Genomic DNA, 24211 nt, shown 5'->3' with positions numbered 1-24211 from the left:
CACCACCCGCGACAGGAAAGGCACGCAGCCATGACTCTCGACCCCGTTAAGCTGGTGATCCTCAGTGCAAGCCGCGGCTTTCTGGCGCGCAGTTTCGGGACCGCCGATTACGACGAAATCGACCGGCACTTGCTGGACATTATGCAAGACCGCGCCGCCCCGCCACCGCTGCTGCTGGACTGGGCCCAAGCGGTCGTAGAGGCGGAATCACAGCGCCATTAAGACCCAGGCAATGAGACGCATCCGGCCGGTGACGAACAGAACCGGCCGGATCAGCCAGGATAGGGAGCCTCAGACGATGACCGCACACACCGCCGCCCATCAGGAAACCTGCAACGGCGTGCTGCTTGAGATCCGATGGGAGGATAAGAACCCGGAAATCGGTTCCATGAAGGGAACGTTGAGCTTCCGGCCGGTGCCCGCCCATTTCCGCGCCGAGATTGAAAATGCGCTCACCAGCATCATAGCGCAGAAGGTGGCCGACGCGTGTTTTGTGGACGAGAGCCACGGACAGCGGAACGTCGATTTCTACCGCTTGGCCGGGATGAGCATCCGCCGCGAAAGCGACACGGAGACGGCGCAAACCGCGCTCTATTTCGTGGAAGGTGACGACCTAGATATCTTCAACGCCCTGTACGGTTGACCCCCAGGCAGCGGCAGGGAGCGCCGGAGCGCTCCCCTGACCGGAGCAGGAAGGGAGCGACCCGGCAGCGCCCAAGCGGCCAGCCGCGCAAGCGCGGCTGAACCATCGTTATGGCGGCTGGCGCCGCCCTACCACAGAGTCGCGCCGGCCCACCCGCGCCGGCCGCGCCCCGTCGCCGGCATCGCGATGCTCCCCGGCTCCCCGGCGGGCCTGATAGCCGGCTTGTACGTCACTCCTGGGTCTCTGTGCCAGCGGTCGCAGTCTCGCTTGAGCCACCCTTCGCCGCCTGTTTTGACGTGCCAGTACCGGCCGGACGACCCCGCTTCGGCTTCGCCAGGTCCTGCCCTTTTTCGGCAAGCTCCGCCAAGCGCGGTGCGCTGTCCGGAAGCTCGCGCAGTTCCCGGAAAAGGCCCAGAAGGACGGCGTTCGGCACCGTCAGGACACCGGCGGCTTCCGCCAGTGCGCCGATCTCTTCGCGGCGTTCCTGAAGCGCCTTCGCCTGCTGTTCCTGAAGCGTCGAAAGTTGCTGTTGCAGCGTGGTCAATTTGTCGAGAGCGGACACGGTAAATCCCCTTCGCATGTCACCATGGTGGTGCGATATTTACCGCGTCCACAAGGCGACTGCACCGCCTTTTTGCGTGCGCCAATGGGTAGGTTTCGACGGCAGTGCCTTGCCACCCGCGGACGCCGTGCGCCCATGGTCCTGCGGCGCGGTCCCCCCGGCGGGGGGAGGGGGGCCGAGCCCCCCCCAGCCGCGCCACAAGTCGGACCATCCCCCCTCTGCCTCGGGAAAATGCCGGCCGCTACGCGTCCGATCCGCATTCAATGGCGGCCAGCTGGCCGCCCAGGCACACGACACCGCCAGATCGCCCGGCCCTGTCCACAAGCTCACACAGACCAACGCGACCAGTCGCTATCCGCCTGCGGCGGATTGGTCTGTGGATTTGTGGGCAGGGTGTGTCGCCATGCCGGGGTTTTGGTCGCGCGCCAGCCCGTCCCGACCTGTCCACAGCCTCCACCGGCCAACGGGACTACGGGGCCATGCCGGTGCGCTATGGGGGCGCGGCTGGCCCCTCCGTCCCTACGCGCCTTCGGCGCGTTGACCCGTGGATTTGTGGACAGGGCCTTCCCCATGGCTTGCCCAGCTTTGCCGGTTCAGCGCCGGGCATTGCTCAGCAATTTCGCCCGTCGCCACAGCCCATTTCTGGCAGCGTGCGTCAAGCCGTCCCCCAGGATCGGCCGATGCCTAGGTGACCTTGTGAGGGGCACTGGTTGCCCCTCACCTGCCCCCCGTTTTGCGAAGTCCGCTCAGACGCCGCGGAGACTTTTCCAGCCCAGCCACGCGCTTAGGGATTCCAAGGCTTTCGAACCCAGGGGTGAGAGAAAGCAACCTCCTTCGGAGGTCACACCTGATGCAACTGCGTTGCGGCGTCGAAATGGCGAAAACGCCATTTAGATCAAACACTTAGCACAAGCTGCGCCGTAATACGTGGTGTGTCACACGCGTATTACGTAACAAAAACAACGAGTTAGCCGCCATCGTGTTACGTGGCATACGCTCGCCATCCCCATTCGAAGGTGGTAGAAAGGTGGCATAAATGCCCCCTTTGGAGCGCGCCAATGCGACAGCCCCGCTCTGTACGAGCCACCAACGACGAATGGTCCGAGATCACCACCGCCGCCGCCGCGGCAGGCATGGCAACAGCCGACTGGGTGCGAAGTACGCTCCTTGCGGCGGCGCGAGGCGAACAGGTGGTGCGGTCGGATTTTCCCCGAACGCCGATAGAAATGCAGATGCTGGTATGGGTCGGACTGTCCTGCCGCATGCTCGGGCGTTCGCTGAAAGCGACCAACCGTGAGGGGGTGATTAGCGAAGCTCTGGAGGACGTTGATGCGTGGCTGAAGGCTCAGGGCCTTCCGCCCATGAGCGCCCTGAACCGGGGAGGCGACGAATGATTCGCTCGTCTACGATCATCCGTGGCGGCCAGACGATCACGCATACGTGGCGGATGCTCTGGCAGATCATCCGCGATATGTGGCGCCTGATGCTGCTGGCTTTCGCCGGTGTGATGGTGGTTAGCGCCTACCTGAATACGGCACCATACGACCGCTATGTGACGTTCCAGTACGGCTATGCCAGCTTCCTGTGGCGCATCCACCAGAACGCCAACGAGTTCGTCAACTTCCGCCAACCGAGTGGCGAAAACACGCAAGTCCGCGTGGTGGATATCCTTCGCACACCGGGCGTACACATGGCGAAAAACCGGGTCGTGTCGGACGTTATTGCGGCGGCATGGAGCGGCGGATTTGCCGCCGGCGGGATCGCCGGATTGTTCCTGCTCGTCGCCTACCTGAGAGGCCGTGCGTTCGCCAGGAAGACGCATATCCGCGGCGCTCAGCTTACCACTCAGCGAAAGCTCGCGAAGGCCATCAGGCGGTACAATATCCGCCGTGGAGGCACGCGCTACAGCTTGGCGGGCGTGCCCTATCCGCACGGCGCGGAGACGACGCACACGCTTATTTCCGGCGCACCAGGCACTGGTAAGACCCAGATGATATTGGCGCTGCTGGACCAGATCAGAGCGCGTGGCGACCGCGCCATTGTGTACGATAAAATGGGCGCGCTGACGGAGGCATTCTTAGATCCGTCCCGCGACGTTCTGCTGAACCCGCTCGACCAGCGCAGCCCATATTGGAGCCCGTTCATCGACGCACGCTTGCCGAATGACTTCGACATGCTGGCGCAGGCGATGATTCCCCGGCCGACGAAAGGAGATCCAACTTGGGCGGAAGCGTCGCAGCTGCTGTTGTCCGAGGCAGCGCAGAAGCTCGCATCCCAAGGTGTGACGGACAACCTCGCACTGATCGACCATCTGGTGCGGATCGACCTGAAATACGTGCAAGCTTTCATCAAGGGAACCTTCGCACAGAACGTCTTGCCCGAAGGGTCTGAGCGCACGGCTGCATCGGTGCAGTTCACCATCACGAACGCACTCCGGGCGTTCCGGGTGCTGCGCCATGACGGGGAAGCATTCTCGATCCGCAATTGGGTTTCGGACACGGAGCGCGACGGCTTTCTGTTCATGTCGTCGCGTGGCGACCAGCACAGCACGCTTCAGCCTCTCATTTCTATGTGGCTTGAGGTGGCGGTCAATCAGCTGCTGTCCGGCCAGCCCAGTAGCCGCATGCTGTGGTTCATTCTGGACGAGGTTGGCTCGCTCAATTACATCCCGAGCCTCATCACGTCGGTGACCGAGACCCGCCAGTTCGGTGGCGCATTCGTGATCGGCATCCAGACCAAATCGCTGCTGGAACACAACTTCGGAAAGGAGGGCGCAGCCGCGCTCCTTGGTAGCTGCCGGTCGCGTGTCGTGCTGTCTACGCCTGAGCCGGAGACTGCAACGTGGTGCGCCCAGGTATTGGGCGAGCGCGAGGTGTCGGAGTATCACGAGGGGGTGACCTACGGCGCGAACGAAATGCGCGACGGTGTTTCGCTGAGCGAGAAGACGACGCCGGAAAAGCTGGTACTCGCCTCTCAAATTCAAGACCTTCCCGACCGGCACGGCTTCATCAAGATGCCTCAGGGCTTTCCGGCTGCTGCAATCAAAATTCCGCTTAGAAAGGTGCGCTCCGTCGTGCCGCGCTACGTGCTTCGCCATATTCCGCCGCTGCCAGAGGCACCCCGCATTATCGAGGGGACAGCGAAGCCAACGGCAGCACCGCCAACCCAGCCAGAAGAAGCGGGCAGCGCACCGGAGGCCCCGAAGAAGCGCCGGACGACCAAGAGCAAGCCAGCTGTGGAAGCTGCGCCCGCCTCCGCACCGCCACCGCCGGCAGAGCCGCGCCGGACTGAAACAGCACCGCCCGCCTCTCCTCCGCAGGCCCAGGACGAGCCGGAGCTTGAGGCAACCGCACCGCCGGCTGCGACGCCGCCGAAGGCCGCCCGCCGGCCGAACGATTTCTGACTAGGAGAGATCTATGCTCTCGATATCGACGCTCAGCAGCGCGCATCAGGCTGGCTCCTACTACGGGAAGGAAAACTACTACGCCAAGAGCAGCGCGGAGGCGCGTGAGGCAAGCGCATGGTTTGGCGATGGTGCCAAATCCGTGGGCTATGTGGGTGAGGTGGAGAACGGCGATTTCATCCGCGTGTTGCAGGGGCGCGTCCCCGGCGGCGGCCAGCTGGGGCGCGTGGTGGACGGTGAGGTGCAGCACGCACCGGGCGTAGACTTGACCTTTTCCGCGCCGAAATCGGTCTCAATCCTAGGGCTGGTCGCAGACGATAAGCGCGTCCTTGAGGCCCACGATGACGCCGTGAAAGCGGCTCTGGGTTGGGTGGAAAAGAACCTCATCCAGACCCGCGTGATGATCGACGGGAAGGTGAAGACGGTGGGCAATCAGTCCATGGTCGCGGCCACTTTCCGCCACGACACGAACCGTAATCTTGAACCGCAGCTGCACACGCACGCGGTGATCGCCAACATGGTTCGGGACAATGGCGACGGCACATGGCGCTCGCTGCACAACCCCGCGCTCTATGACAGCAAGATGCTGGTAGGGCAGATGTACCGGGCGGAACTCGCCCAGCGCCTGCACGAGATGGGCTATGAAATCCGCCTCACGCACAAGGACGGCCGGTTCGAAATCGCTTCCATCCCTCAGGAGTTGATTGACGAGTTTTCCTCCCGCGCCCGTGAGATCCGCACAGCCCTGGACGGCTACGATCATCAGAACGCGAAGACCGCGGCCGTCGCGGCGCTGGTCACCCGGCAGGCCAAGCGTACCGTCTCGCCGACGGAACTCGCGGCGGATTGGCGTGCGCGTGTTTCGGCCTTGGGCGTGTCGCTGAACAAGGCGACGGAGGCCGACGCCACGGTTGCGGCCCGCCTCGATGCCGGGTTGCCGACCACCGTTCGGGAGGCGATGGAGCAGGGCGGTATCAGCGGAGTGCTGGGCTACCTGGCGGAGCGCGTGACCGACCGCGCCCCTCGCGTTCCGCAGGTCAAGGCGGAGACGGCGCAGCAGGCGGTCGACTATGCGGTGCGGCACCTGTCCGAGCGCAACAGCGCGTTCGAACTGGATGACGTCAGGAAGGAGGCGATGACGGCAGGGTTGGGCCGGGTGAGCGTGACAGCGATTGAGGGTGCGATAGCTGCGGCCCGATCGTCGGGGAAGCTCCTTGATTCCAAGGTTGCCGAGCATCGGAAGCTGGTGACAACCCCCACCGCGGTGGCGATGGAGAAGGAGGTGATCCAGCTGATGCGGGAGGGGCGGGGCGTGGCGACGCCTGTTGTGCCCACCCGTGCCGATGAGGTGGCCAAGCGGCTGGCCGTGGTGCGAGAGGACGGGAAGTCCCTGAACGCGGGGCAGATCGCCGCCTCGACTATGATCCTCACCAGCCGAGACCGCTTCGTCGCCGTGCAAGGTTATGCCGGCGTGGGCAAGACCACGATGTACCAGACCGTGCGCGAGGTGTCGGACGAGAACGGCTTCCGCTGGATCGGTCTCGCGCCGACCGCTTCAGCGGCTGCAACGCTGGCCGAGGAAGCCGGGATCGAGGCGCGGACGCTTCAGAGCTTCCTTGCCAACCACGAGAAGTTCACGCGCGGCGACGTGCCCAAGGACAAGCTGTTGGAGGCTCAGGCGCTCTTTGCGCGCACGGGTCTGCTGGTTGACGAGGACAGCTTGGCGTCTACCGCCCAGGCGCGGGATCTAAAGCGCATCGCGAATGCCCTGAAGCTTCCCAAGGTGGTGCTTTCCGGTGACGAGAAGCAGCTGGGTGCCGTGGAGGCCGGCAAGCCCTTTGCCCAGCTTCAGCGCGCCGGCATCACGACCGCAGAGATGAAGGAGATCCAGCGGCAGAAGAACAGCCCAGAGCTAAAGGCCGCGGTCGAGCACTCGATTGCGGGTGAGGTCCGCGCGGCCTTCGCGAAGTTGGGTTCGGCCGTCGAAGAGCATGACTCGCCAGCCGCCCAGGCAGCGGCTCACTGGCTTTCGCTCTCGGCCGAGGATCGGGCCCGGACACTCATCGTCGCGCCGGCGAATGAGACCAGGCGGCAAATCAACGAGGCAGTTCGCAACCAGCTGGTTTTGGAGGGCCAGATAACCGGCTCGGCTATCACGATCAACACGCTGCGCCCGGCTAACTTCACCGGTGCTCAGCAGCGCGCAACCTTCAACTACAAGAACGGCCAGGTGGTGGTGTTCAACCGATCGTATGACGCTCTCGGCGTTGAGAAGGACGAGCACTGGCAGGTCAGCGGCATCGACCAGCGGCGAGGCGTGGTGACGCTGCACAAGGACGGTCGCACCGTGAAGTGGAAACCCCAGGAGCTTGCCGCCGGCCGGAGCGGTGCCGTGTCCGTGTATGACCGGGACAAGCACGATCTGCAGCAGGGTGATCGAATCCAATGGACGAAGAACGACAAGGAAAAGGTTCTCATCAACAGCCACACGGCGACCATCCTTGCGGTGGACGGCCGAAAGGTGACCGTGCGCCTGCAGAACGGAAAGGAAATCGACCTCGCACGGGACGATCCGCGCTTGGCGCACATGGATTATGCGCATGCGGCGACGGCTCATGCGGCGCAGGGGCGCACCGTCGATCACGTCATTGGCGTGCTCGAAAGCTGGCGGCGCAATCTGTCGAACCAGAAGGTCTTTTACGTCACGATCAGCCGCGCCAGAACCAGCGCCCGACTCTTCGTTGACGACGCCAAAGCCTTGGGCAAGCAGCTGCAGAAGGTGACTGGCGAGAAGATCTCGGCGCTTGAAACCCAGGGTCACGATTTGGCGGCCGACCAGCACCAGCACCAGCACCAGCCCGCGCCGCAGCAGGAGCATGCGAGAGCGATGGACTTTGGACTCTAGTCGCGCTGCCGGTAGTCAAGATTTTTGTAAAAGGAAAAGGCCGCTGCCAACAGGGCGCGGCCTTTAATCCGACTACGAGGGAGGCGTCGCCATCAAAGGCGGCGATCATCCCGATGCGGGATATACATCGCTGTTTTGCGGATGTACTGGTTTTCGGGTGTCACCGTGAGCCAACTTTCGCTGGCATTGTGAGCCGTCTTGATGGGCTTCGACCAAACGCCGGAAACCGTGCCACGATAAGCCCACCTTGCGACATTGAAGGCGAACACCACAAAAATCACGAAAGCGGCAAGCTCTATCAGCATGATAGTCACCTCTCTGCCTTATATTCTACCATGTGGTGTGTCGTGGTTCTACTCCTTCTTCTGCGCTCCACCAGGGAGCCCAGTCCTTGAGAGCGGGATTGCCAGTTCCGGAAGCCGAGGCTGCGCTTTTGCCTTATCTGACACAATGTCGGCCAGCAGCTTGTCGGGCTCACTGGTGCCTTGTGCTTCGGCCGAAGCTGTCGGCTCCCGCGATGCTGTTGAAGGCATCGGTTCCGGGTGTGTTGGCGAGGCGGGTTGATTGGCGCCGCCGCCTTCGACCACTGCCGGTGCGGTGCTGGCCGGCTCAGCGGCGGGCGGCAGGGCATCGGCATGGCGACCGTGCGAGGTGACGGGGTGATCGGCAGCGCCGCCGCCTTCGACCATTGCCGGTGCGGTGCTGGCCGGCCCGCCGGCGGGCGGCAGGGCATCGGCATGGCGGCCGCGCGAGGTGACGGGGAGATCGGCATGGCCGCCGCCTTCGACCATTGCCGGTGCGGCGCCGACTGGTCCGCCGGGGGGCGGCAAGGCATCGGCATGGCGGCCGCGCGAGGTAACGGGGAGATCGGCATGGCCGCGGCCTTCGACCATTGCCGGTGCGGCGCCGACTGGTCCGCCGGGGGGCGGCAAGGCATCGGCATGGCGGCCGCGCGAGGTGACGGGGAGATCGGCATGGCCGCCGCCCTCGACCACTGCCGGTGCGGCGCCGACTGGTCCGCCGGCGGGCGGCAAGGCATCGGCATGGCGGCCGCGCGAGGTGACGGGGTGATCGGCAGCGCCGTCGCCCTCGACCACTGCCGGTGCGGCGCCGACTGGTCCGCCGGCGGGCGGCAAGGCATCGGCATGGCGACCGCGCGAGGTGACGGGGTGATCGGCAGCGCCGTCGCCCTCGACCACTGCCGGTGCGGCGCCGACTGGTCCGCCGGGGGGCGGCAAGGCATCGGCATGGCGACCGCGCGAGGTAACGGGGCGATCGGCAGCGCCGCCGCCTTCGACCACTGCCGGTGCGGTGCTGGCCGGCTCAGCAGCGGGCGGCAGGGCATCGGCATGGCGACCGCGCGAGGTGACGGGGTGATCGGCAGTGCCGCCGCTCTCGACCACTGCCGGTGCGGCGCCGACTGGCCCGCCGGCGGGCGGCAAGGCATCGGCATGGCGGCCGCGCGAGGTGAGGAGGTGATCGGCAGCGCCGCCGCCCTCGACCATTGCCGGTGCGGTGCTGGCCGGCTCAGCGGCGGGCGGCAGGGCATCGGCATGGCGACCGCGCGAGGTGACGGGGTGATCGGCAGTGCCGCCGCCCTCGACCATTGCCGGTGCGGCGCCGACTAGCCCGCGGGCGGGCGGCAGGGCATCGGCATGGCGACCGCGCGAGATGGTGGGAAGATCGGGACCACCGCCGCCTTCCATGGCAGATTGATGATCGCCCCCGCCGCCCTCTGCGGCCTTCGGCGCGGCTCCGCCTTGGGGGACCTTAGAAGGCGCTTTTGCAGTTCTAGGCGGCTTAGGCGGAGGGTCTGTGTTGATGACGTTCCCAGGCGTGAAATTGCCAACTTGCAGGAAGGCTCCGCTACCGGGCGTGCCGAGGACCTTCCCAGCAGTTTCCTTAGCTGCGTTCGCGGCTTCAGCGGTCGGACGTCGGTCAGACTGCACCTCGACGTCTGGCTTCACAACCGCGTCATTGTTGATTTCCTGCCGACCCTTTCTGATTTCCCCTCCAATCCGATCAAATTTTTGATCGAAATTGGACATCTCGGGGCGAGAGCCATCACGGTGCGGCTTTTCAGGTGGCAGCGCGCGTTCCAACCGTTCTGGCGCCCTCTGGGGCAGCGTGAGCGCGTTGCTTGGATCATGCGGCAACATCTTGTCCGGTGTGCTGCCAGCCTGCCGAGGCAGAGCTAGAGGTGGCACTGCCGCAGACTGAGAAATCCTATCCGACATGCCGGTAGACCCAGCTGGCGCGCGATCTGCGCCCAGGACAGTGGGAGCCGATTGCGCGTTGCCGGTCGTCAGGCCACGTGCCTCTGCAGCGCCGCCTGCCATGCTGCGTGCGGTCGAAAGACGGTTGAGGGAGGGGGTGGCCTCCATTTCGAGAAAGCGCCGTGCATAGCTCTGCACTTCATCGCGATCCATTGGGTGGGTCGATTCCAGCAGGTTTCTGGCCCCGTTGACGCCCATGACGCCACCATTGCGTTGCTGCTTCTGCAGCCATTCGAAAAAGGGCTGCTGAAGGCTGCGGTTGATCGAGCCGGACTCACGCTCCACCTCTTCCGCGGATACTTCAAACCGCCTTGCCCTCTCGAAGTAGCTCTCGGACGAGCGCTCGAAGGTTGAGGTTTCCTCGTAGCCCTGTCGCACACTTTCCCGCAGCTCACGCCCTTGTTGGGAGTAGTCGCGCTCGTCGGAATTCTTCACATAGTTCGTGGCACTCTCGAATGATGTACGCAGATCCTTCGCTTCCGCGTACTTCTTCGCTTTGTCCCATAGAGCCTTGTTTGCTGTGCTATTGGAGGCGGAGCCTTGCACGCTCACACCAAATTTCGTTCCGAAAGCCTCGAAGCCGATACCGGACGATGCGGCGGAAAGCAAAGCCGTCGCCTCTTCCACTGACAGACCGTTTGCCTTGGCAAAATCCTCTCCGGAACTACGGATGCGGTTGAACGCCTCATTCTCCCCACGGCTTTGGTGGACGCTGCGGTTTTTGTCGAACGCCTGCCCGTTTGAGTTGAGATTGGCGAGTTCGCTGACTTTTCCGAAGGTGTTTGCCCGGCTGAAGGCGGCGCGCTCGTTTTCCCGCTCGCCCAGGGTCTGCGCCTGCGATCCCTGTTCGCGATAGGCGCGCTCCAAACCACTGGTCAGGTTGATGTCCACCGGCAGCTTGGACTCGCCGGCGGCCGTATCGAGCACCGTTCGCCCGCCAGAGGTGACGGTATACGTGCTGCCTTCGGCGGTTCGGTATGTCGTCGCCCCCTGATCGTACATGGCGCTGCTCATCACCTGATTGGCGCGCATCGTATTGAAAGCGTGGTTGCCCACGTTCGTATTGCCGAGGCTCAGATTGCCCGTGCTTGCTTCGCCGGCGGCCTGTTGCGCAGCGCCCTGCGGTACAGCCAGCATGGAGGTGGCCATGCCCGCCACGCTCGTTGCTCCCTTGGCAATGGCGAACGCCAGGAACGGGATCGACATTGAGAGATATCCGGCCAGGACCGCCACATCACCCTGTACGGAATCAATGCCAGCGGCGGTCACCATGGAGATGCCGGAGCCCCCGGCCGGGAGCGCGGCCTGCGCGCTTACGCCGAGGCCCGCATAGCCCGTCATGAGGCGATTGAGAATCGCATAGAGGATCGGCCAGCTTTGCAGCCAAACGAAGACGCCGAAATAGTTCTTCAGAGTGCCCAGCCCAGCCTTGGGAATGAAGAACAGCAGGACCACGATGGGGAAGACACCATAGAACAGCGCTTCCAGAACGATCTTGAGCAGAGGCACCCACTGTTCGGCCTGCCGGCCGACAGCGCGGTAACCCATCTCTGTCTGTCTCTCTGCCCGGGTTTGGGCGTAGACGTCCAGTGCAGCGCTGTTGCCGGTCGCAGCCGTAGAGGACTGCAGCGCACTGTGCACGGCGTTCAGCACCATTGACTGCTTCATGATATCTGCCGCAGAGCGCGACGCGCCGACGAGGAAATCATGGGCGACGGGGAGGGAGGACAGCAGCAACGCCTTCGCCTGGGCGGAAGAACGGTCCGGGAACAGCTTCACGCCGAAAATCGTGGCAGCGCGGTCGACCTCCCCAGTCCACTGGTTGCTCAACGCCACGCCGCCGATATCGCAGCCGACGATTGAGGGGGTGCCGGCTGTGCGCATTTCGAAGGATCGGGCCTGTGACGGCGTGTTCGTCACAGTCAGGTAAGTCCATAGATCACGCGATTGCTTCATCTCTTCGAGGCTAAGGTGCCCCAAGAGAAGGTCATAAAAGACGCACTGGTTCATGAATTCGCGGACGTTGCCCGCAAATTCGCTGTTGGTGATTTCGAAATTTAGCGACGACTGCAGGAGCCTGGATCCGAAGATGAACCCGTTCTGGGTGTAGCGCATGTCATTCGGCAGCGAGAACGCCACCTCGACATTACGAGCCAAGCGGTCACCCACTTGGCTCGACACGCTGGCGAGCACCCCCAGCCCCCAGGGGACGTTGGCGACCGCGGCACCAGGCAGGGTCGGGTTGATCCTGTCCGTGATGAGGACGGTGACGCGAGGCACGAGCAGGCCGTTGTAGATGACGATGACCGTGGCGAACCACCGCAGATTGTCCGACCATTTCTGGCCGAATGCCGTCTGCAGCAGGATCATGCCGAAGCAGGCTGTCAAGGTGACCCGGATTGCGGCCCCGAAGTCGCCGGCGCCGGTGAGGGCGGCAACGCCGTTGAACAGGTCAACAAGGTAGACGCCGCCGCCGTAGGTGATGATTTCCCACATGTTGACCTCACTGCCGAGCCATTGCGCGCGACCACCCGAGGCTGGCGCTCAGCGAGCCCGTGAGGCGGCTTGCCAGGAGGGATTCGATAAACTGGGTCTGTTGCACCAGCTGGATGGTCTGGTTCACGCGATCCAGGCTTTCAGCTTTGTGTTCGGCAAGCGCCTTGCGGCTTTCCCGGAGGCTGCGCTTCCACTCGTCCAATTTACTGCCCAGCGCAATTACGACCTGATTGCCACCTTCCTCGACTTGCTTTAGCCCTTCCGAAATGAACTGAGACACCAAGTCGATGGCGATGATTTCCGCGTATTTGGGAAGCTCTTCCTCCGCCTTCAGACCCTGATAGGCCGTGTAGACATTCAGCATCTTGTAGACGGGCAGGCTGGTCATGTTCAGGAAGTTCCGCTCGGTCGCGGTCAGCTTCCTGTTGGTGCGGATCGCTTCCACCATCCCGAGCAGGATATCGCGCACACGGGGTTTGAACGCCGCGTCGGCCGCGATGTAGATGCTCTTGGTCCGCGCGTCGGTCGGGTTCAGGCACTTATCGGTATCGGTGCCGCAGCCATACACCATCACGTTGGTGTCGCCGTCCAGCAGGGCCGAGATCAACTCGGCATTGATGACCTGCGGCGAGATATGCCGGTGGTTCTGGGGGGCGTCATCGGTGCCGCCGCCCGTGAGGATCACCGTGCCAGCAATGGTCATCATCAGCTCGCGCATCTCGGTGTCACCATTCAGCACGTCATTCTTCTTGATGGCCTCCCAGGTCAGGTTCTTGTTGATTGGGATTTGCTCCTTCACCTTGCTGTCGGCGGCGTTGAGCGTGGAGGTGCGCCGCCCCTCATTCGCGCAGCCATGCCGGGATGCAGCGAAGTCAGCGAAGATGCCTTGGCTGTTGCCGACCTTTTCACAGATCAGCTTTGATGCCCGGTCGGACGCCGGCCAGAGGCCACCGACCAGCGCCTGTGCGGTTTCGCAGCTGTTGATGTTGGCTTGGTTGATCTTCTGAATCAGATCGTTCAATTCGCCCATCTTCTCAGCGATGACGGGGGAGATGGTTTCCAAAGCCAGTTCGAAGGCAAAGGCCGGCGCGTTGCTGGCGATGGCCTTCAGCGTCGCGACCAGCTGGGCTGCATTGATGAAGGAGAAGGCGCCTGAGAACGCGTCGATGCCGCCGCATCCTGCCCGCATTGACGGCAGCTGGATGTTGACGAGGTTGGCATTCTTCGACGGCACACGCGCGTAGATGTTGCCGCCGGTGTAGTAGCCGGACTCCTGCCCCTGATAGGCTTGGGGGCCGGTCACATTGGCGCGAATGCCGGAGTCCTGAAAGAACTCGCGCATGCGGTCCCGCACGCCAGCATCGGCCGGCGCAACAGCCAGGGAGCCGATCGCCACGACGATCACGGCCGCAGCCGCCTTGAGAGCCTTAGTAGTCATGGCCGATCTCCACCTGTGTGAGCACAAAGATCCGTTCTTCAAGGTCCTGTTGAGACAGGACGCCGTACCCAACCTCGATCAGCTGGTTGGCTTTGGTGTCGTAGAGGACGACGGCCGGGACGGGCTTTTCCGATAGGCCGAAGCGGGCCATCTGGCCGGTATCGCGCACAGCTTCCGGCCACTCAGGCAGCGTGCCACCATCGACCGACACGGCCATCACCGACACGCCGTACTTGTCGGCAAAGTTGCGCATGATCGGACTGAAGGCGTGGCAGTAGACGCAGTTCGAGGCGAAGAAGAAGAAGACCCCATACCGCTCGTTCAGGCCGCGGATGGTGCGGTCCTCCGCAGCACGCCGCTGATCCAGCCAGGTCCGCTTCGCCATCGTGCCGACCGGCCGTTCGAGAGAGTAATCAAGATCCGGGCTTTGCCAGATCACGCGGCGCCATGTGTCGCTGACGTCCGACGCCCGATCCAGCGTCTGCCGCTGCAGCGCGATGTAGCGCGCCACCGCGGCGGGATCGCGCGGGTTCAGCACCATTTCGGCTCGGGCTTCCTCCAACTCTTCACGGATCGCGGCGACGCGTTCACGGGCCGTCTTCGGGGCCGGCTGCGCTGCAGGAGCAGGCGGCGGCTGAGCCGCCGGTTCCTCCTTGTCAGGATCGCAGTAGAAGTGCCACCCGAGTTTCTGCAGGTCGCACCATTTCGGCTTGTCCTCAGCTGCCGCCGCGCCGGCCGAAACCAGCCACAGCAGCGCCAGGATCAGGATGTTCTTACCGACGCGCATAGTAGTTCTCGATCCGGCTGGTGAATTCGTCTTTGATTTTCGCTTCGCCCGGCACGTCGATTTGCTTCAGGAGTTGCGGATAGAACTCCGTCAGATCGACTTGGCTGAAGTCGATCCTTTGCATTTCTTCCAGCGTGAACCCGGTGCAGTTAGGAGATTTCGGATCGCCCCACTCTTTGTGAATTTGGGGGCGGCCTTGTTCCTGCAGCATGCGCGCAAGGCGGGATTGGAAGCAGCAATAGCTCTTCCGCTTTGACAAGCAGACACCAAGGATTTTATTGCCGCAATAGGTCCCAACATAAGTGCACAGCTTCGCATTCAGCTTTTCAGCCAGCATCTTTTCGTCGTCGCTGCACTGAGCAATTCCAAGATCAAGGCCCCATCCATCATCAGAGCAGCAATTGGAGAAACCAATGATGCCCTTGCCGCAGTAATAGTTCTTTCCAGAGAAAACTCGAAGAGAGTTCGGGTCGAAGTCCTTTCCCATATCTCGGAGCAAATTCAGGTAGGTCACGGCCTTGGTGAAGTCTTTATTCGGCTCGTAGGAGATGCTTTCGCAGTCGCCGTCGATGCAATAGATGGAGTCTCCGCAGACAACCTGTTTGGGGCCTTGGGAGGATGCTTCACCGCACCGATAGTTGCGCTGCCATGTGCGGCACGTGCCGCTTCGGTCGGTCGCGATGCACTCTTCGTTCAGGAAGGTGCATCCTTCCTGTTCGTTCTTGGCGCAGTCGTTCTTGGTGGAGGCAGCCCGGCATGTGTAATCACGGCGCCACTTCCAGCAATCCTTGTAGACGTCGAGCCCGTTGATGTTGCGCGTTCCGCCGCCTTCGACGCAGACCTCGCCGGCAAGCTCGCAGCTGCTGTTCTCTTCCAGCGACGTGCACTGGTTGGAGATGGAATCGTTGCTGATGGTGTAGGTCGTGTTCAGGAATACGACGTTGCTCGGCAAGGAGCCGAGTTGGACGTCGCACACATATTCGTCCTGATACCGGCCGCAGATGCCATCCGGATCCCAGGCGACGCAGGTCGAATTCACCGCCGTGCAGCGCCCGGTGTTGCGGAGAGGGGCACAGTAATCAAGATAGGTGCCGCTGCCACAGCGCATGGTGGCGTCGTAGCGCCAGCAGTCCTTATAGACAGGAAAGCCGTCGATCGTCCGCGTGCCGCCGCCTTCTGCGCACCATTCGGACGTCTTGACGCAACTTGCGTCAGCGCTGAACGAAAACGCGGTTAGTGCAGACATGACGACACCCAGCGTCAGTAGTAGCCTGCGCAGCCATCGTTCCATGTTTCTCTCCACTGCCCGCATCGACGGGTTGAGCCCGCCATGTAAAGGTATCCAATATTCGCGCCCGCATTCGTGGTCAGGTGAACACTGTTCCACCCGCTACGAAGAACGTGCTTCACCTCTGCCCAGACGTTGAGCACGTCGCCCGCAAGGGTGTTGTTGTATCCACCAAGACCAAGGACGTGTTGATCGTTGACGTAAACATTAAGAAAGTCTCTTGCGCCGTACCTGACTTTCTCAATGCGCAATGACTCAAGAACATTGACGTCTGGTATATAGATGTTGAACCACGCTTCTGAGTTTCCGGGGCCGCCACACATGGCCGCGCCAATATTTGGGTAGGTGCTATCTGACCCAATCCAGATCGCATTTCCGGAAATTCCGGCGCTCACACCGCCGCAGCCCGAGGATACTTGTGCTCCTTCAAGCCCTGTTGACTGCACCCAGTCGCAGGAGACGCGCAGCTGGTTCTGGCAGCTGACGGTATAGCTGTCTCGCACCTTGTCGCAGCGGTAGCGGTGATGCTGATCGACCGACACCAGCCGTTCGAGGTAGCAGGTGCTTGTCGTGAGATCGCTCCACACGTCGCACGTCTTGTATGTCGATCCACCAGGCAGCGTCGCACCGGGAAGCTCTTTGCACTCCCCGTATCGGCCGGTGAAGCTGTCCACCAGCGACTTCGGGTTCGCTTCAGCATCGAGGCCGGGCTGCATCCAGGCGTCCGACCGCTTCACCTCGATCTTCGGGCGATTGGCGAAGCTGTCGCTCAGCAGGGTTGCCGCCTCGCCTTCCGGAGTGGAGGTGTCATGCGCCCGCTCTACGGCGTCATCGAACATGATGCCGTTCTGGTAGGCTGACTCTGGCAGGTTCGTGCCCTGATAGTTCGGCACCTCACCGGGGTTCGACTGATTCCGCGCCACCCCTTTGAGGTTTTCCTGCTGCGGAGTGCCAAACGCCTTTGCGTCATTTCGAGCATCAGACTGCGTCTGGGCCGAGGCAGGCAGAGCCAGCAGCAGAGCGGCTAGGACGCATAGGGCCATCCGGTTCATGGCTCAGCACTCCGGAGCTTGGACAGGTTCTCCGCCGCTCGCGCAGCGCCAGGTCCGCCGGCATTCGCGATTGTTTCCAGCGCATAGAAAAGCGTGACGTTGCCTGCGATCCGATCATGCTCCGGCGCGGCCGACCGGCACCGCGGCTCAAAGCAGGGCTGAACCTGCTCCGCCGGCACAACGACAGTCGGCACGACCTTCACATCGAACATTCGGAACATGGTCGGATCGAGCATCGCTCCGCCCTGTTCCCCAACGATCCGACCCATGGCGGCCATGGTGTCGGTGATGTTGTTGTTGACCATGCCGCGGAAGAGCAGCGCGCCGCCGGCCCGGCGCGTTTGCTCCGCCAGATCCTTCAGCGCCGCCTCCGGCATCGAGAACGAGACGAACACGAGCGGCGAGTGCAGGTCCTGCCCGGCCGTCTGAGCTTCGTCCATAGGGCCAGCGTAACGGCCCACCAGTTCGCCCAGGTCAACGCCGCTTTCGGTAGCCAATGGCCCGCCAGTAGCGCGCTCGCCGGCCCCGCCCAGGCGAATGCGGTTGTTGTTCACCCACTTCCCGGTGTCGTCCATGGCGCCAGAGCCCTGTACCCTGCCCATGACGCCATCGAGGAAGGACTGCGCCTCACCTTTTTGTGCCTCAATGGCCTTCTCGGTGAGGTCCGGCCGCACCTGTTGGCGAAGCTGGTTCAGGTCTTCCGCGTTGGCCGGCGCCAGGGCCAGCAGCACGGCCATCGCGCACAGCGGCCTTAGAAGCTGCAGCAATTCCGTTTCCTCCAGAACAAGAAGCCGAAATCCTCGCCAATCACCGGGACCTCACGGCCGGTCTCGTAGAGCACCGTGGACCGGCCCAGCGGGTTGCAGCCGAACAGCCCCCACGGGCCGGGCACAGGATTGGTGATTTGCGAGCGGTAGAGAGATTTGCGGACCACCGGCATGGGATACTTGCCGCAGATCGCCTCCGGGCCACCTTCGGCCCACAGAACGAGTTCGCGGTGGAGCTTGTAGATGAACCGTTCGGCGGCGAGCAGGCTCGATTGGATGGAGCCCACATGGTTGGGGAGACGGCCGTCGAGCGGGTAATAGGAGCCTTGGCAGCCCGCGCACCAGAACAGCGGATCAAGCGGCATGCCCACAGACGCCGCAACGCAGTCAGCCGCACAGGCAGCAATAGCAATCGGATTGGCGAAGAGAACCGCTTCCGGGTTGATCAGGAACGTCAGTTCGTCGTCCAGCCACAGCGGATCGAGTTCGGTGATGTAGGCGATATCGACCGACGTCGCTTCCAGACAAATCCAGTCGACCAAGATCTCTAGCCAGTACAGCACCGGGTAGATGTACCAGTGGATGTGCCATGCCGCGTCGTGGCTGTTGCCGTCCTTGGAGACGGTTTTCCCCGCCGGCGCCGGGATGTTCCCCAGAGTGAAACCACCGAGATTGACGAAGCAGTACGGATGGCGGGTGACATCCGCGAGCCGAGCCGGTTCCCAGTAGCCGACAGCCAACCCCAGCCGGATGAATGGCGGAAGCGGCATCGGGCACATGCAGATCGGTAGGGCGGGATTGGGCGTGTCCGGGCGGTTCGACGGCAGTAGAGGGAAGCTGCCAATCGTGATCGGAAACACGCAATCCCAGCACAGGTCGCTGATCGGATTGACGAAGTGTCCGGTGCAGGTTCCCGACGTGGAGGCGGATTGCGCCACGGCCTGCCGACCGAGGCCAACAGCCGCCACCACCACAACGGCCAGGAGGCCCAGCGCGCACAGCAGCTTTTTCATTGTGGCACCTCTTCGATGCGCAGATAGCGGCCTTCCTGCCGGATCAGCGCAGGCACATTGCGGATCCCGAAGCGTTCGGTGAGCTTCCCGCCTTGGTCGAAGTAATAGGGCTTGCCTTCCCGCCGGCTGTGATCGGCCACAGCCCCACGCACGAGGATGATCTTGGCTCGGCCGCCCAGTGCGTTCTCAGTGCGTTTTGCCCAAGCGACCTGCTTCTCATCGTCGCCGTTGATGAAGAGCATTTGCTGGGACAGGTTGATGTAGTCGAGCGGATTGATCCGCCGCCCTGACTTCTGGAACACGTTTCCGTCTTGGTCCTGCAGATCACGGTTCAGGACCACAGCCGGATCGTGCAGCCAGGAGCGCGCCTGGACCGCAGTGCCAATTCCAGGGACAGCCGGCGGACGAACAGCGTATGCCGCCGTTCGGCTCTTCAAGCCTTCCTGCATTTCTGTGATTTTGCCCTCTGCCTCCATCTGGCGGAGCTTCGCCATGATCATTTCGAGCATGTCCGGTTCAGCCACTGGGAAGACCTGACCGTGCACGCCGAGGTCCGCGGCCACCGCGTCAGAGAATGGGGCGTGCAGCACCGAGCACAGCAGCAGCAGGAACCCAGCCAATTTCCGCGTATCGCGAGTCATAGGAATCCTTGTGGGGCGCGTAGACGAAGTAGTGGCCGGGGGGGAGAACCCCCGTCGGGCCGGGAGCGAGGGGGAGGCCGCGGGCGGAGGTTTCTTTTGCCTCCCCAATCGGGCGGCCAGCCACGCGATAGGTCTGGCCTTCCCGCTCCACCACATCCCCCGGCACCCCACCCACGATCTTGACGAAGGTCTCGGAGTAATAGGGGTTTGATGGTGGCATAAATGCCACCATTTCGCCGCGCTCTGGCAATCGCCCGACGTCGACTATGTAGCCCCAGTTTCTCAGGCTCCCCGTCTTGTTGATGAGGATCTGATGGCTGCGGCTCCACAGTGCCCCGGCAATACCGGCGATCAGCAGGGCAACCGCGGCGGCGACATTAACGGCGCGGCGCATAGCTCCCCTCACGAAGCGCTTGTTCGATCAAGCCCGTCACGTCGGGAGCGCCAGCCATCACAGCCTCTTTCGGAACGACGATGACGTTGTAGGTCTCAGCGATCCGGTTGACTTCGGTGTTCAGGCCCTGGATGAACGCCTCGGTACGGGCAGACACTTCGTGTTCGTCCTTCACAGACTTCGCAGTGTCCAGCACGAACCCTTCAACCAAACCCTTCAGCCCAACCTTGACCATCGTCGGTGGCGGCGGATTGAAGTGGGCATGCCCAAGAACGACGACCAGGGCGGTAAGGAGCGCCACCGCGACCGTCTTCAGCTCACCGAGCAGCGCGCTACCCACGGACGGCATCCTTGTTCCGGCCGACGAACAGCGAACTGGTGAGGACGAGCCAGACACCCCACAGGGTGGCGACGCCAACCATGATCACCCGTTCCAGGCTGAGCGCAGCGTCAGCCTGTGCATCCGCTGGCAAGGCTTGCCAATGCTGAAGGAGGCTTGCGAACAGGGCCAACAGAGCGCCGGTGTCGAAGTGCAGCAGCGCCAGCAACGCCCACAGCATGAAGCCGGGCAGGAACAGGGCGGCACCAAGCGCCGGGATCAAAATGCCGGAGAGCGTGCGGCTGGCGGCGGTCACATTGGTCTTCACGATTGCGAGGTTCATGGAGTCATCCTTTCTTGTTGTGCTTCAATGCCGAGCATTGCGAATGCGGTCGGCAACCTTATCGACGGCATCTTCCAAAGAAACGCCTTGCTCAACGAGATGTTGAATTTGGGCGTAGTCTTGGCCTTTCGATGAGTACAGTGCGATGGAATAAGGGTCGAGAATAAGGCGTCCGATATGGTATCCCATCGGCCCATACACCATGATTTCCGAGTACTGGTGTTCGACCATTTTCAGAGACTTCAACGCTGTTTCCATCTGCGGATCGCAGGCAATCCGGCCGGATTTTTTAATGGCATCGACTGATTCATTTTTCTGAGCCAGCAGCAATGCCCAGTCCGAGTTCTGGAACGCGGCGAGTGTCGCTGGTGTCTTGTAGTAGTCATCCACCGATTGAGTGCCGGTGATGAGTGCACCGAAATACTTTCGGCATGTGCGGGCGAATTTCTCAATGAACTCGCCACTCGCTTCGCCGTGCAGCAGTTCCCAGGCTTCGTCGATGATGAGGGCGACCGGATAGCGGCGTTTGCTGCGGTACATCGCCTGGAAGACGAGAAACATCAGCATCAGCAGCACGACGCCCTGCAGTTCCTTTTTCCCGCTAAGCTCGGCCATTTCGAAGATGGTGAGCGGATTGCCGAGGTCGATGTTGCACTCCCCCTCGAAGAGGCGGGCATACAGGCCGCCCACCATATAGGGTTCGAGCATGAGGCCGAGATCCTGTGCACGCGCGTCCGGGTTCTCGCGCAGGAAATGGCCGACCGTCGTCATGGTCACGAGTTTGCCGGTCTCGCGCACTTCGAGCGCCGCCATGATGGCCTTGGCGATGAGCGCATTCTCCACAGAGTCCGTGCGCTCATGCGGCCGGCACATCTGCCGCACCATCTTGTTGATCAACTCGACCACTTCGCCGCGGTAATCGCCGTCTTCCAGAAAGCTGGACGCGTCGATGATGCTGAACGGGTTCACGCACAGCCCAGCCGCAGCGGTGAACTCGACGTGCGAGCCCCCTTGCAGCTTGCCGCTGTTCTCGAAGCTCCGGCCATTGTCGACCACGACGACGTGAGCGCCCGCCCCGCGCAGAGCGGCGGCCAGTTCCTGCATCGCCACCGATTTGCCGGAACCCGACTTGCCGACCACGATGGTGTTGTAGTTGCCTTCCGTGTTGGCGAAAGGGTTCCACCAAAATGGTTCGCCGCGCCGGCCGATCAGCTGCAGATATGGGTCTCCCATGCCCCGCCATTCGCCCTGGAGGGGGGCTAGGTTCGCACAGGTCCACGAAACCATGGTTCGCGTGCGGCCATAGTAATCCAGGTCCTGCGCCAATCCTTCCGATAGGGTGTGCGGAAGCGCCGTCAAGAAGGTCTGCAGCTGGACGAATTGCTCACGAGCCAATGCCCAGCCGTTCGCCCGGTACAACCCCCTGATGCGTCGCTCTGCCTCGTCCCCCTCGCCCCGGCGCGCGAAGATCACCACGCTGTAGAAGCCTTTCACCAGCTTCTGCCCCTGATCGAGCTTGGCCTTGGCGAACTTCCAATCCCGCTCTTTCTCTCGGATGCTCGGCACGAACCGCGCCATGTCCGTCCCGGCTTGCTGGGTGGCGCGGGTTGCCTTCGCGCTCGCCTTCATCGACGCGTTCACGTCTTCGCCGATCGTGAAGGTGAAGACAGAAAGAAATGGCCCTGATGGTCGCAGCTGGTCGTTGCTGGGATCGCCGATCAAGCGGGCCATTTGCCACTGCGCCCACACCTCCGGAAAGCTGCGCACGGCGAAGCAGCGAACGTCGAAGGCAGACCTGCGGCGGCCGTCCTCGCACTCTTCCACCGCTCCCAGGCCAAGGCCGCCGCGTCCGACCACCAGCTGACTTTCCCCCATACCGACTTGGGCGTTGATCGGATCGGTTGGGCTATACGGCGGCACGTCACGGTCCAGTCCTTCGCGTGGATTGAACACCTCGTCCAGCCAAGCGATTAGCCCTTCCGGCCGCAGCACTGACCCGCGGATCTTCATGCCGGACAGCGTGGCGACCAAACCAGCACGGAGCATGCGCATCTGGTCGAAGGTCCGCATGTCACCCTTGCCGGGCAGGCTGAGAGCGATGAAACAGCGGAAATGTCGCAGCAGGCAGGGAGAACTCGGCAGGAGGGATTCCCAGCCGCCACGGGCCAGGTGCTCCAACCGACGTTGCCCCAGGCGGGCGTAGATGCCTCCTTGCTTCTCCCGCATGCCGACCCACCGCTTGAGCGTGGCGGCGACGTTCGGGCTCGCCCAGCACAGGATTTGACCCGAGCATCCCGCCGGCAGCCCGTCCGTGATCATCCCCGTTAGGAGGTTGACGGTTTCCTCATTGGCGCCCACCAGCGGCGAACATTCGAGGATGAAGCCGTGGCTGTCGCGGTTGATGTAAAGATCGTTTTCTTGATCGTAGACCCGGTAAGGCAGGAGCTCCGCGATGGAGTGCGGCCGCTCCAACTCGGACTGGCGGTCAATGAGATGGTCGTCACCGAACAGATTGCGCAGCTTTTCACGCAGCTGCGCCATCGACACTCCGGTGAGCGTGCCTTGCAATCCGTCCAGCAGGTTCAGCATGGTCAGCGCTCCACCCACTCAGACGGGACAATCGTCGCGTGGACATAGGCTGCATCGTGGTAGGCATCTGCCGCATCCACGAAGGGGAAGAAATAGATGCTCGCCACCCTTTCACGGGTGCGGGGCGGCACCACGACGGACGGTGCCGCGGCTCCCGGAGCCAAGCGCACCGGCTCCGCACTGGCGGCGCTGACGCTACCTGCAGAGCCCTTCAGGCCGAGCGCTTCCAAGACGCCGGCGTTCGAGGTTTGGGAGGACGGTGCGGGTGTTGTGGTAGCGGCCTTAGGAGCCGTATAGACGCCCGAGGACACGACCGCCGTTCCGCCACCGTGACGCGCCAGTTCATCCGCATCAGAGATCGAGATGCAGCCGCGGCCCTTCTGAGCCGGACAGTCCCAGGACCCTGAGATGTTGCCGTTGAGGCCGCTACAGCCGGTAACCAGCGAGGCGAGTCCTATCGCCAGGAAAATACCACGCATCTTACTTGCCCCCATCGGTGAGCCAGCCGCGAACTTTGTCTCTGCCGGGGAACCCGACCATCACGGCCCCATCGGCGCGCACGAGCATTGGCGTTCCACGCCAGCCCTTGGAATCCATGAAGGACCGCACCTGTGCAGTGCGCTCGCGCGAGCAGCCGGGGGTGCCACCAGCCAACTTTTCACCTCTATAGGTGCGGTCGACTGCCGCCGCGGGATCGTCGGAGCAAAGAGCCTTGTCCGCGAGGCTTTCCGTACCGAGGATCGTGGTCACGTACTCGTGAACCTCCACGTCCCCCCACTCCACGAGCGCCTTGTGCAGTTCGCGGCAGTAGCTGCAGCCCAGGTCCGAGAAGACGGCCAGCTTCAGCGGTCGTCCGGCACCGCTCACGACCGCGGTGTTGGCCGGGAACGTGTCCCAAGCGGCCGACAATTCGGGTGTTGGCGGCTTTGTGACGGGAGTGACCGTGGGGCTGTCATCGGGGACGTCCACCCGTCCCACTTTGGCACCCTCTCCACCCCCGGCGGCGTCGCGAACCGGTTCCGTCAGATCCTCGCGCGCCACCAGATCATACATCGAGCCGACGAAGACCAGCCGGGCCGACGCGTCGGTGTAAAAGACGTTGTTCCCAGCCACCACTTCAAACACCCCAGGCCAGGGCGTGCAGCTGAGCTTGGTGACACGGGTGTTCGGCATGCGGGCTGCGAAAGCCGACGTTACCGCGGATGCATCCTGCGCGGTGCAATCCGCCAGAGCCGGGCCACTCGCCCCCAGGAGGACAGCCGCCAAGGCGCCCATCGCAATGCGATAGCTCATAA

The 24211-nt window shown here is 62.9% G+C and carries 21 protein-coding genes; 5 read left to right on the top strand and 16 right to left on the bottom strand.

What is annotated here, in order from left to right; translation table 11 throughout:
* Positions 1–30 precede the first annotated feature (30 nt).
* The gene (locus ABNQ40_RS34305) at positions 31–222 is read left to right on the top strand and encodes a hypothetical protein (protein ID WP_391349535.1); all 192 of its coding nucleotides are present in this window, start codon (positions 31–33) and stop codon (positions 220–222) included.
* Between the two features lie 76 nt (positions 223–298).
* A complete protein-coding gene (locus ABNQ40_RS34300; RefSeq protein ID WP_391349533.1) occupies positions 299–643 on the top strand; it encodes a hypothetical protein in 345 nt (114 codons plus the stop codon).
* Positions 644–872: 229 nt separating this feature from the next.
* On the opposite strand, the gene ABNQ40_RS34295 is transcribed toward ABNQ40_RS34300, so the two are convergent.
* Entirely contained in the window at positions 873–1205 is a 333-nt protein-coding gene (locus ABNQ40_RS34295) for a conjugal transfer protein TraD (RefSeq protein WP_391349531.1), read from the bottom strand.
* A 1058-nt stretch (positions 1206–2263) separates the two neighbouring features.
* Between ABNQ40_RS34295 and ABNQ40_RS34290 the strand changes: the two genes are divergently transcribed.
* From ABNQ40_RS34290 to mobF, 3 genes are read left to right on the top strand one after another with little or no spacing between them, the layout of a single operon-like run.
* Entirely contained in the window at positions 2264–2599 is a 336-nt protein-coding gene (locus tag ABNQ40_RS34290) for a hypothetical protein (RefSeq protein WP_391349529.1), read from the top strand.
* Positions 2596–4608: a type IV secretion system DNA-binding domain-containing protein gene (locus ABNQ40_RS34285; RefSeq protein WP_391349527.1), complete on the top strand. Its 2013-nt coding sequence runs from the start codon at positions 2596–2598 to the stop codon at positions 4606–4608. Before ABNQ40_RS34290 ends, ABNQ40_RS34285 begins: the two co-directional genes overlap by 4 nt.
* 13 nt (positions 4609–4621) lie before the next feature.
* A complete protein-coding gene (mobF, locus tag ABNQ40_RS34280) occupies positions 4622–7513 on the top strand; it encodes a MobF family relaxase (protein ID WP_391349525.1) in 2892 nt (963 codons plus the stop codon).
* Positions 7514–7605: 92 nt separating this feature from the next.
* Here mobF and ABNQ40_RS34275 read toward each other — a convergent pair whose 3' ends face one another.
* The 15 genes from ABNQ40_RS34275 to ABNQ40_RS34205 are packed head-to-tail and all read right to left on the bottom strand — an operon-like array spanning position 7606 to position 24209.
* Positions 7606–7818 carry a hypothetical protein gene (locus ABNQ40_RS34275; RefSeq protein WP_391349523.1) on the bottom strand — a complete coding sequence of 71 codons (213 nt, stop codon included), beginning with the start codon at positions 7816–7818 and terminating at the stop codon, positions 7606–7608.
* A 48-nt stretch (positions 7819–7866) separates the two neighbouring features.
* Complete coding sequence (locus ABNQ40_RS34270) at positions 7867–12285, bottom strand: conjugal transfer protein TraG N-terminal domain-containing protein (RefSeq protein WP_391349521.1); 4419 nt, start codon at positions 12283–12285, stop codon at positions 7867–7869.
* A gap of 7 nt (positions 12286–12292) precedes the next feature.
* Complete coding sequence (locus ABNQ40_RS34265) at positions 12293–13723, bottom strand: conjugal transfer protein TraH (RefSeq protein ID WP_391349519.1); 1431 nt, start codon at positions 13721–13723, stop codon at positions 12293–12295.
* Positions 13713–14510: a conjugal transfer protein TraF gene (locus tag ABNQ40_RS34260; protein WP_391349518.1), complete on the bottom strand. Its 798-nt coding sequence runs from the start codon at positions 14508–14510 to the stop codon at positions 13713–13715. Before ABNQ40_RS34260 ends, ABNQ40_RS34265 begins: the two co-directional genes overlap by 11 nt.
* A complete protein-coding gene (locus tag ABNQ40_RS34255; RefSeq protein ID WP_391349516.1) occupies positions 14497–15801 on the bottom strand; it encodes a conjugal transfer protein TraN in 1305 nt (434 codons plus the stop codon). Before ABNQ40_RS34255 ends, ABNQ40_RS34260 begins: the two co-directional genes overlap by 14 nt.
* Positions 15771–16850: a hypothetical protein gene (locus ABNQ40_RS34250; RefSeq protein ID WP_391349514.1), complete on the bottom strand. Its 1080-nt coding sequence runs from the start codon at positions 16848–16850 to the stop codon at positions 15771–15773. The genes ABNQ40_RS34255 and ABNQ40_RS34250 overlap by 31 nt, the downstream gene beginning before the upstream one ends.
* Positions 16847–17617, bottom strand: a complete 771-nt coding sequence (gene trbC / locus ABNQ40_RS34245) for a type-F conjugative transfer system pilin assembly protein TrbC (RefSeq protein WP_391349512.1) — start codon at positions 17615–17617, stop codon at positions 16847–16849. The genes ABNQ40_RS34250 and trbC overlap by 4 nt, the downstream gene beginning before the upstream one ends.
* Positions 17602–18630 (bottom strand): conjugal transfer pilus assembly protein TraU, encoded by a 1029-nt coding sequence (gene traU / locus ABNQ40_RS34240; RefSeq protein ID WP_391349510.1) that lies wholly within the window; start codon positions 18628–18630, stop codon positions 17602–17604. Before traU ends, trbC begins: the two co-directional genes overlap by 16 nt.
* The gene (gene traW / locus ABNQ40_RS34235; RefSeq protein WP_391349508.1) at positions 18627–19250 is read right to left on the bottom strand and encodes a type-F conjugative transfer system protein TraW; all 624 of its coding nucleotides are present in this window, start codon (positions 19248–19250) and stop codon (positions 18627–18629) included. Before traW ends, traU begins: the two co-directional genes overlap by 4 nt.
* Entirely contained in the window at positions 19198–19665 is a 468-nt protein-coding gene (locus ABNQ40_RS34230) for a S26 family signal peptidase (protein WP_391349506.1), read from the bottom strand. The genes traW and ABNQ40_RS34230 overlap by 53 nt, the downstream gene beginning before the upstream one ends.
* Positions 19649–20005: a TrbI F-type domain-containing protein gene (locus tag ABNQ40_RS34225; RefSeq protein WP_391349504.1), complete on the bottom strand. Its 357-nt coding sequence runs from the start codon at positions 20003–20005 to the stop codon at positions 19649–19651. The genes ABNQ40_RS34230 and ABNQ40_RS34225 overlap by 17 nt, the downstream gene beginning before the upstream one ends.
* The gene (locus ABNQ40_RS34220; RefSeq protein WP_391349502.1) at positions 19998–20327 is read right to left on the bottom strand and encodes a hypothetical protein; all 330 of its coding nucleotides are present in this window, start codon (positions 20325–20327) and stop codon (positions 19998–20000) included. The genes ABNQ40_RS34225 and ABNQ40_RS34220 overlap by 8 nt, the downstream gene beginning before the upstream one ends.
* 24 nt (positions 20328–20351) lie before the next feature.
* Complete coding sequence (gene traC / locus ABNQ40_RS34215; RefSeq protein WP_391349500.1) at positions 20352–22916, bottom strand: type IV secretion system protein TraC; 2565 nt, start codon at positions 22914–22916, stop codon at positions 20352–20354.
* Between the two features lie 2 nt (positions 22917–22918).
* Complete coding sequence (gene traV / locus ABNQ40_RS34210) at positions 22919–23395, bottom strand: type IV conjugative transfer system lipoprotein TraV (protein ID WP_391349497.1); 477 nt, start codon at positions 23393–23395, stop codon at positions 22919–22921.
* 1 nt (position 23396) lies between these two features.
* The gene (locus ABNQ40_RS34205) at positions 23397–24209 is read right to left on the bottom strand and encodes a DsbC family protein (RefSeq protein WP_391349495.1); all 813 of its coding nucleotides are present in this window, start codon (positions 24207–24209) and stop codon (positions 23397–23399) included.
* Between the last annotated feature and the right edge of the window lie 2 nt (positions 24210–24211).

Origin of the sequence: Azospirillum sp. A23 (genome assembly GCF_042938965.1) — a bacterium.
GTDB lineage: Bacteria > Pseudomonadota > Alphaproteobacteria > Azospirillales > Azospirillaceae > Azospirillum > Azospirillum melinis.
Note: the sequence above shows the minus strand (reverse complement) of the source record. Positions and strands in the feature narration are given on the sequence as shown.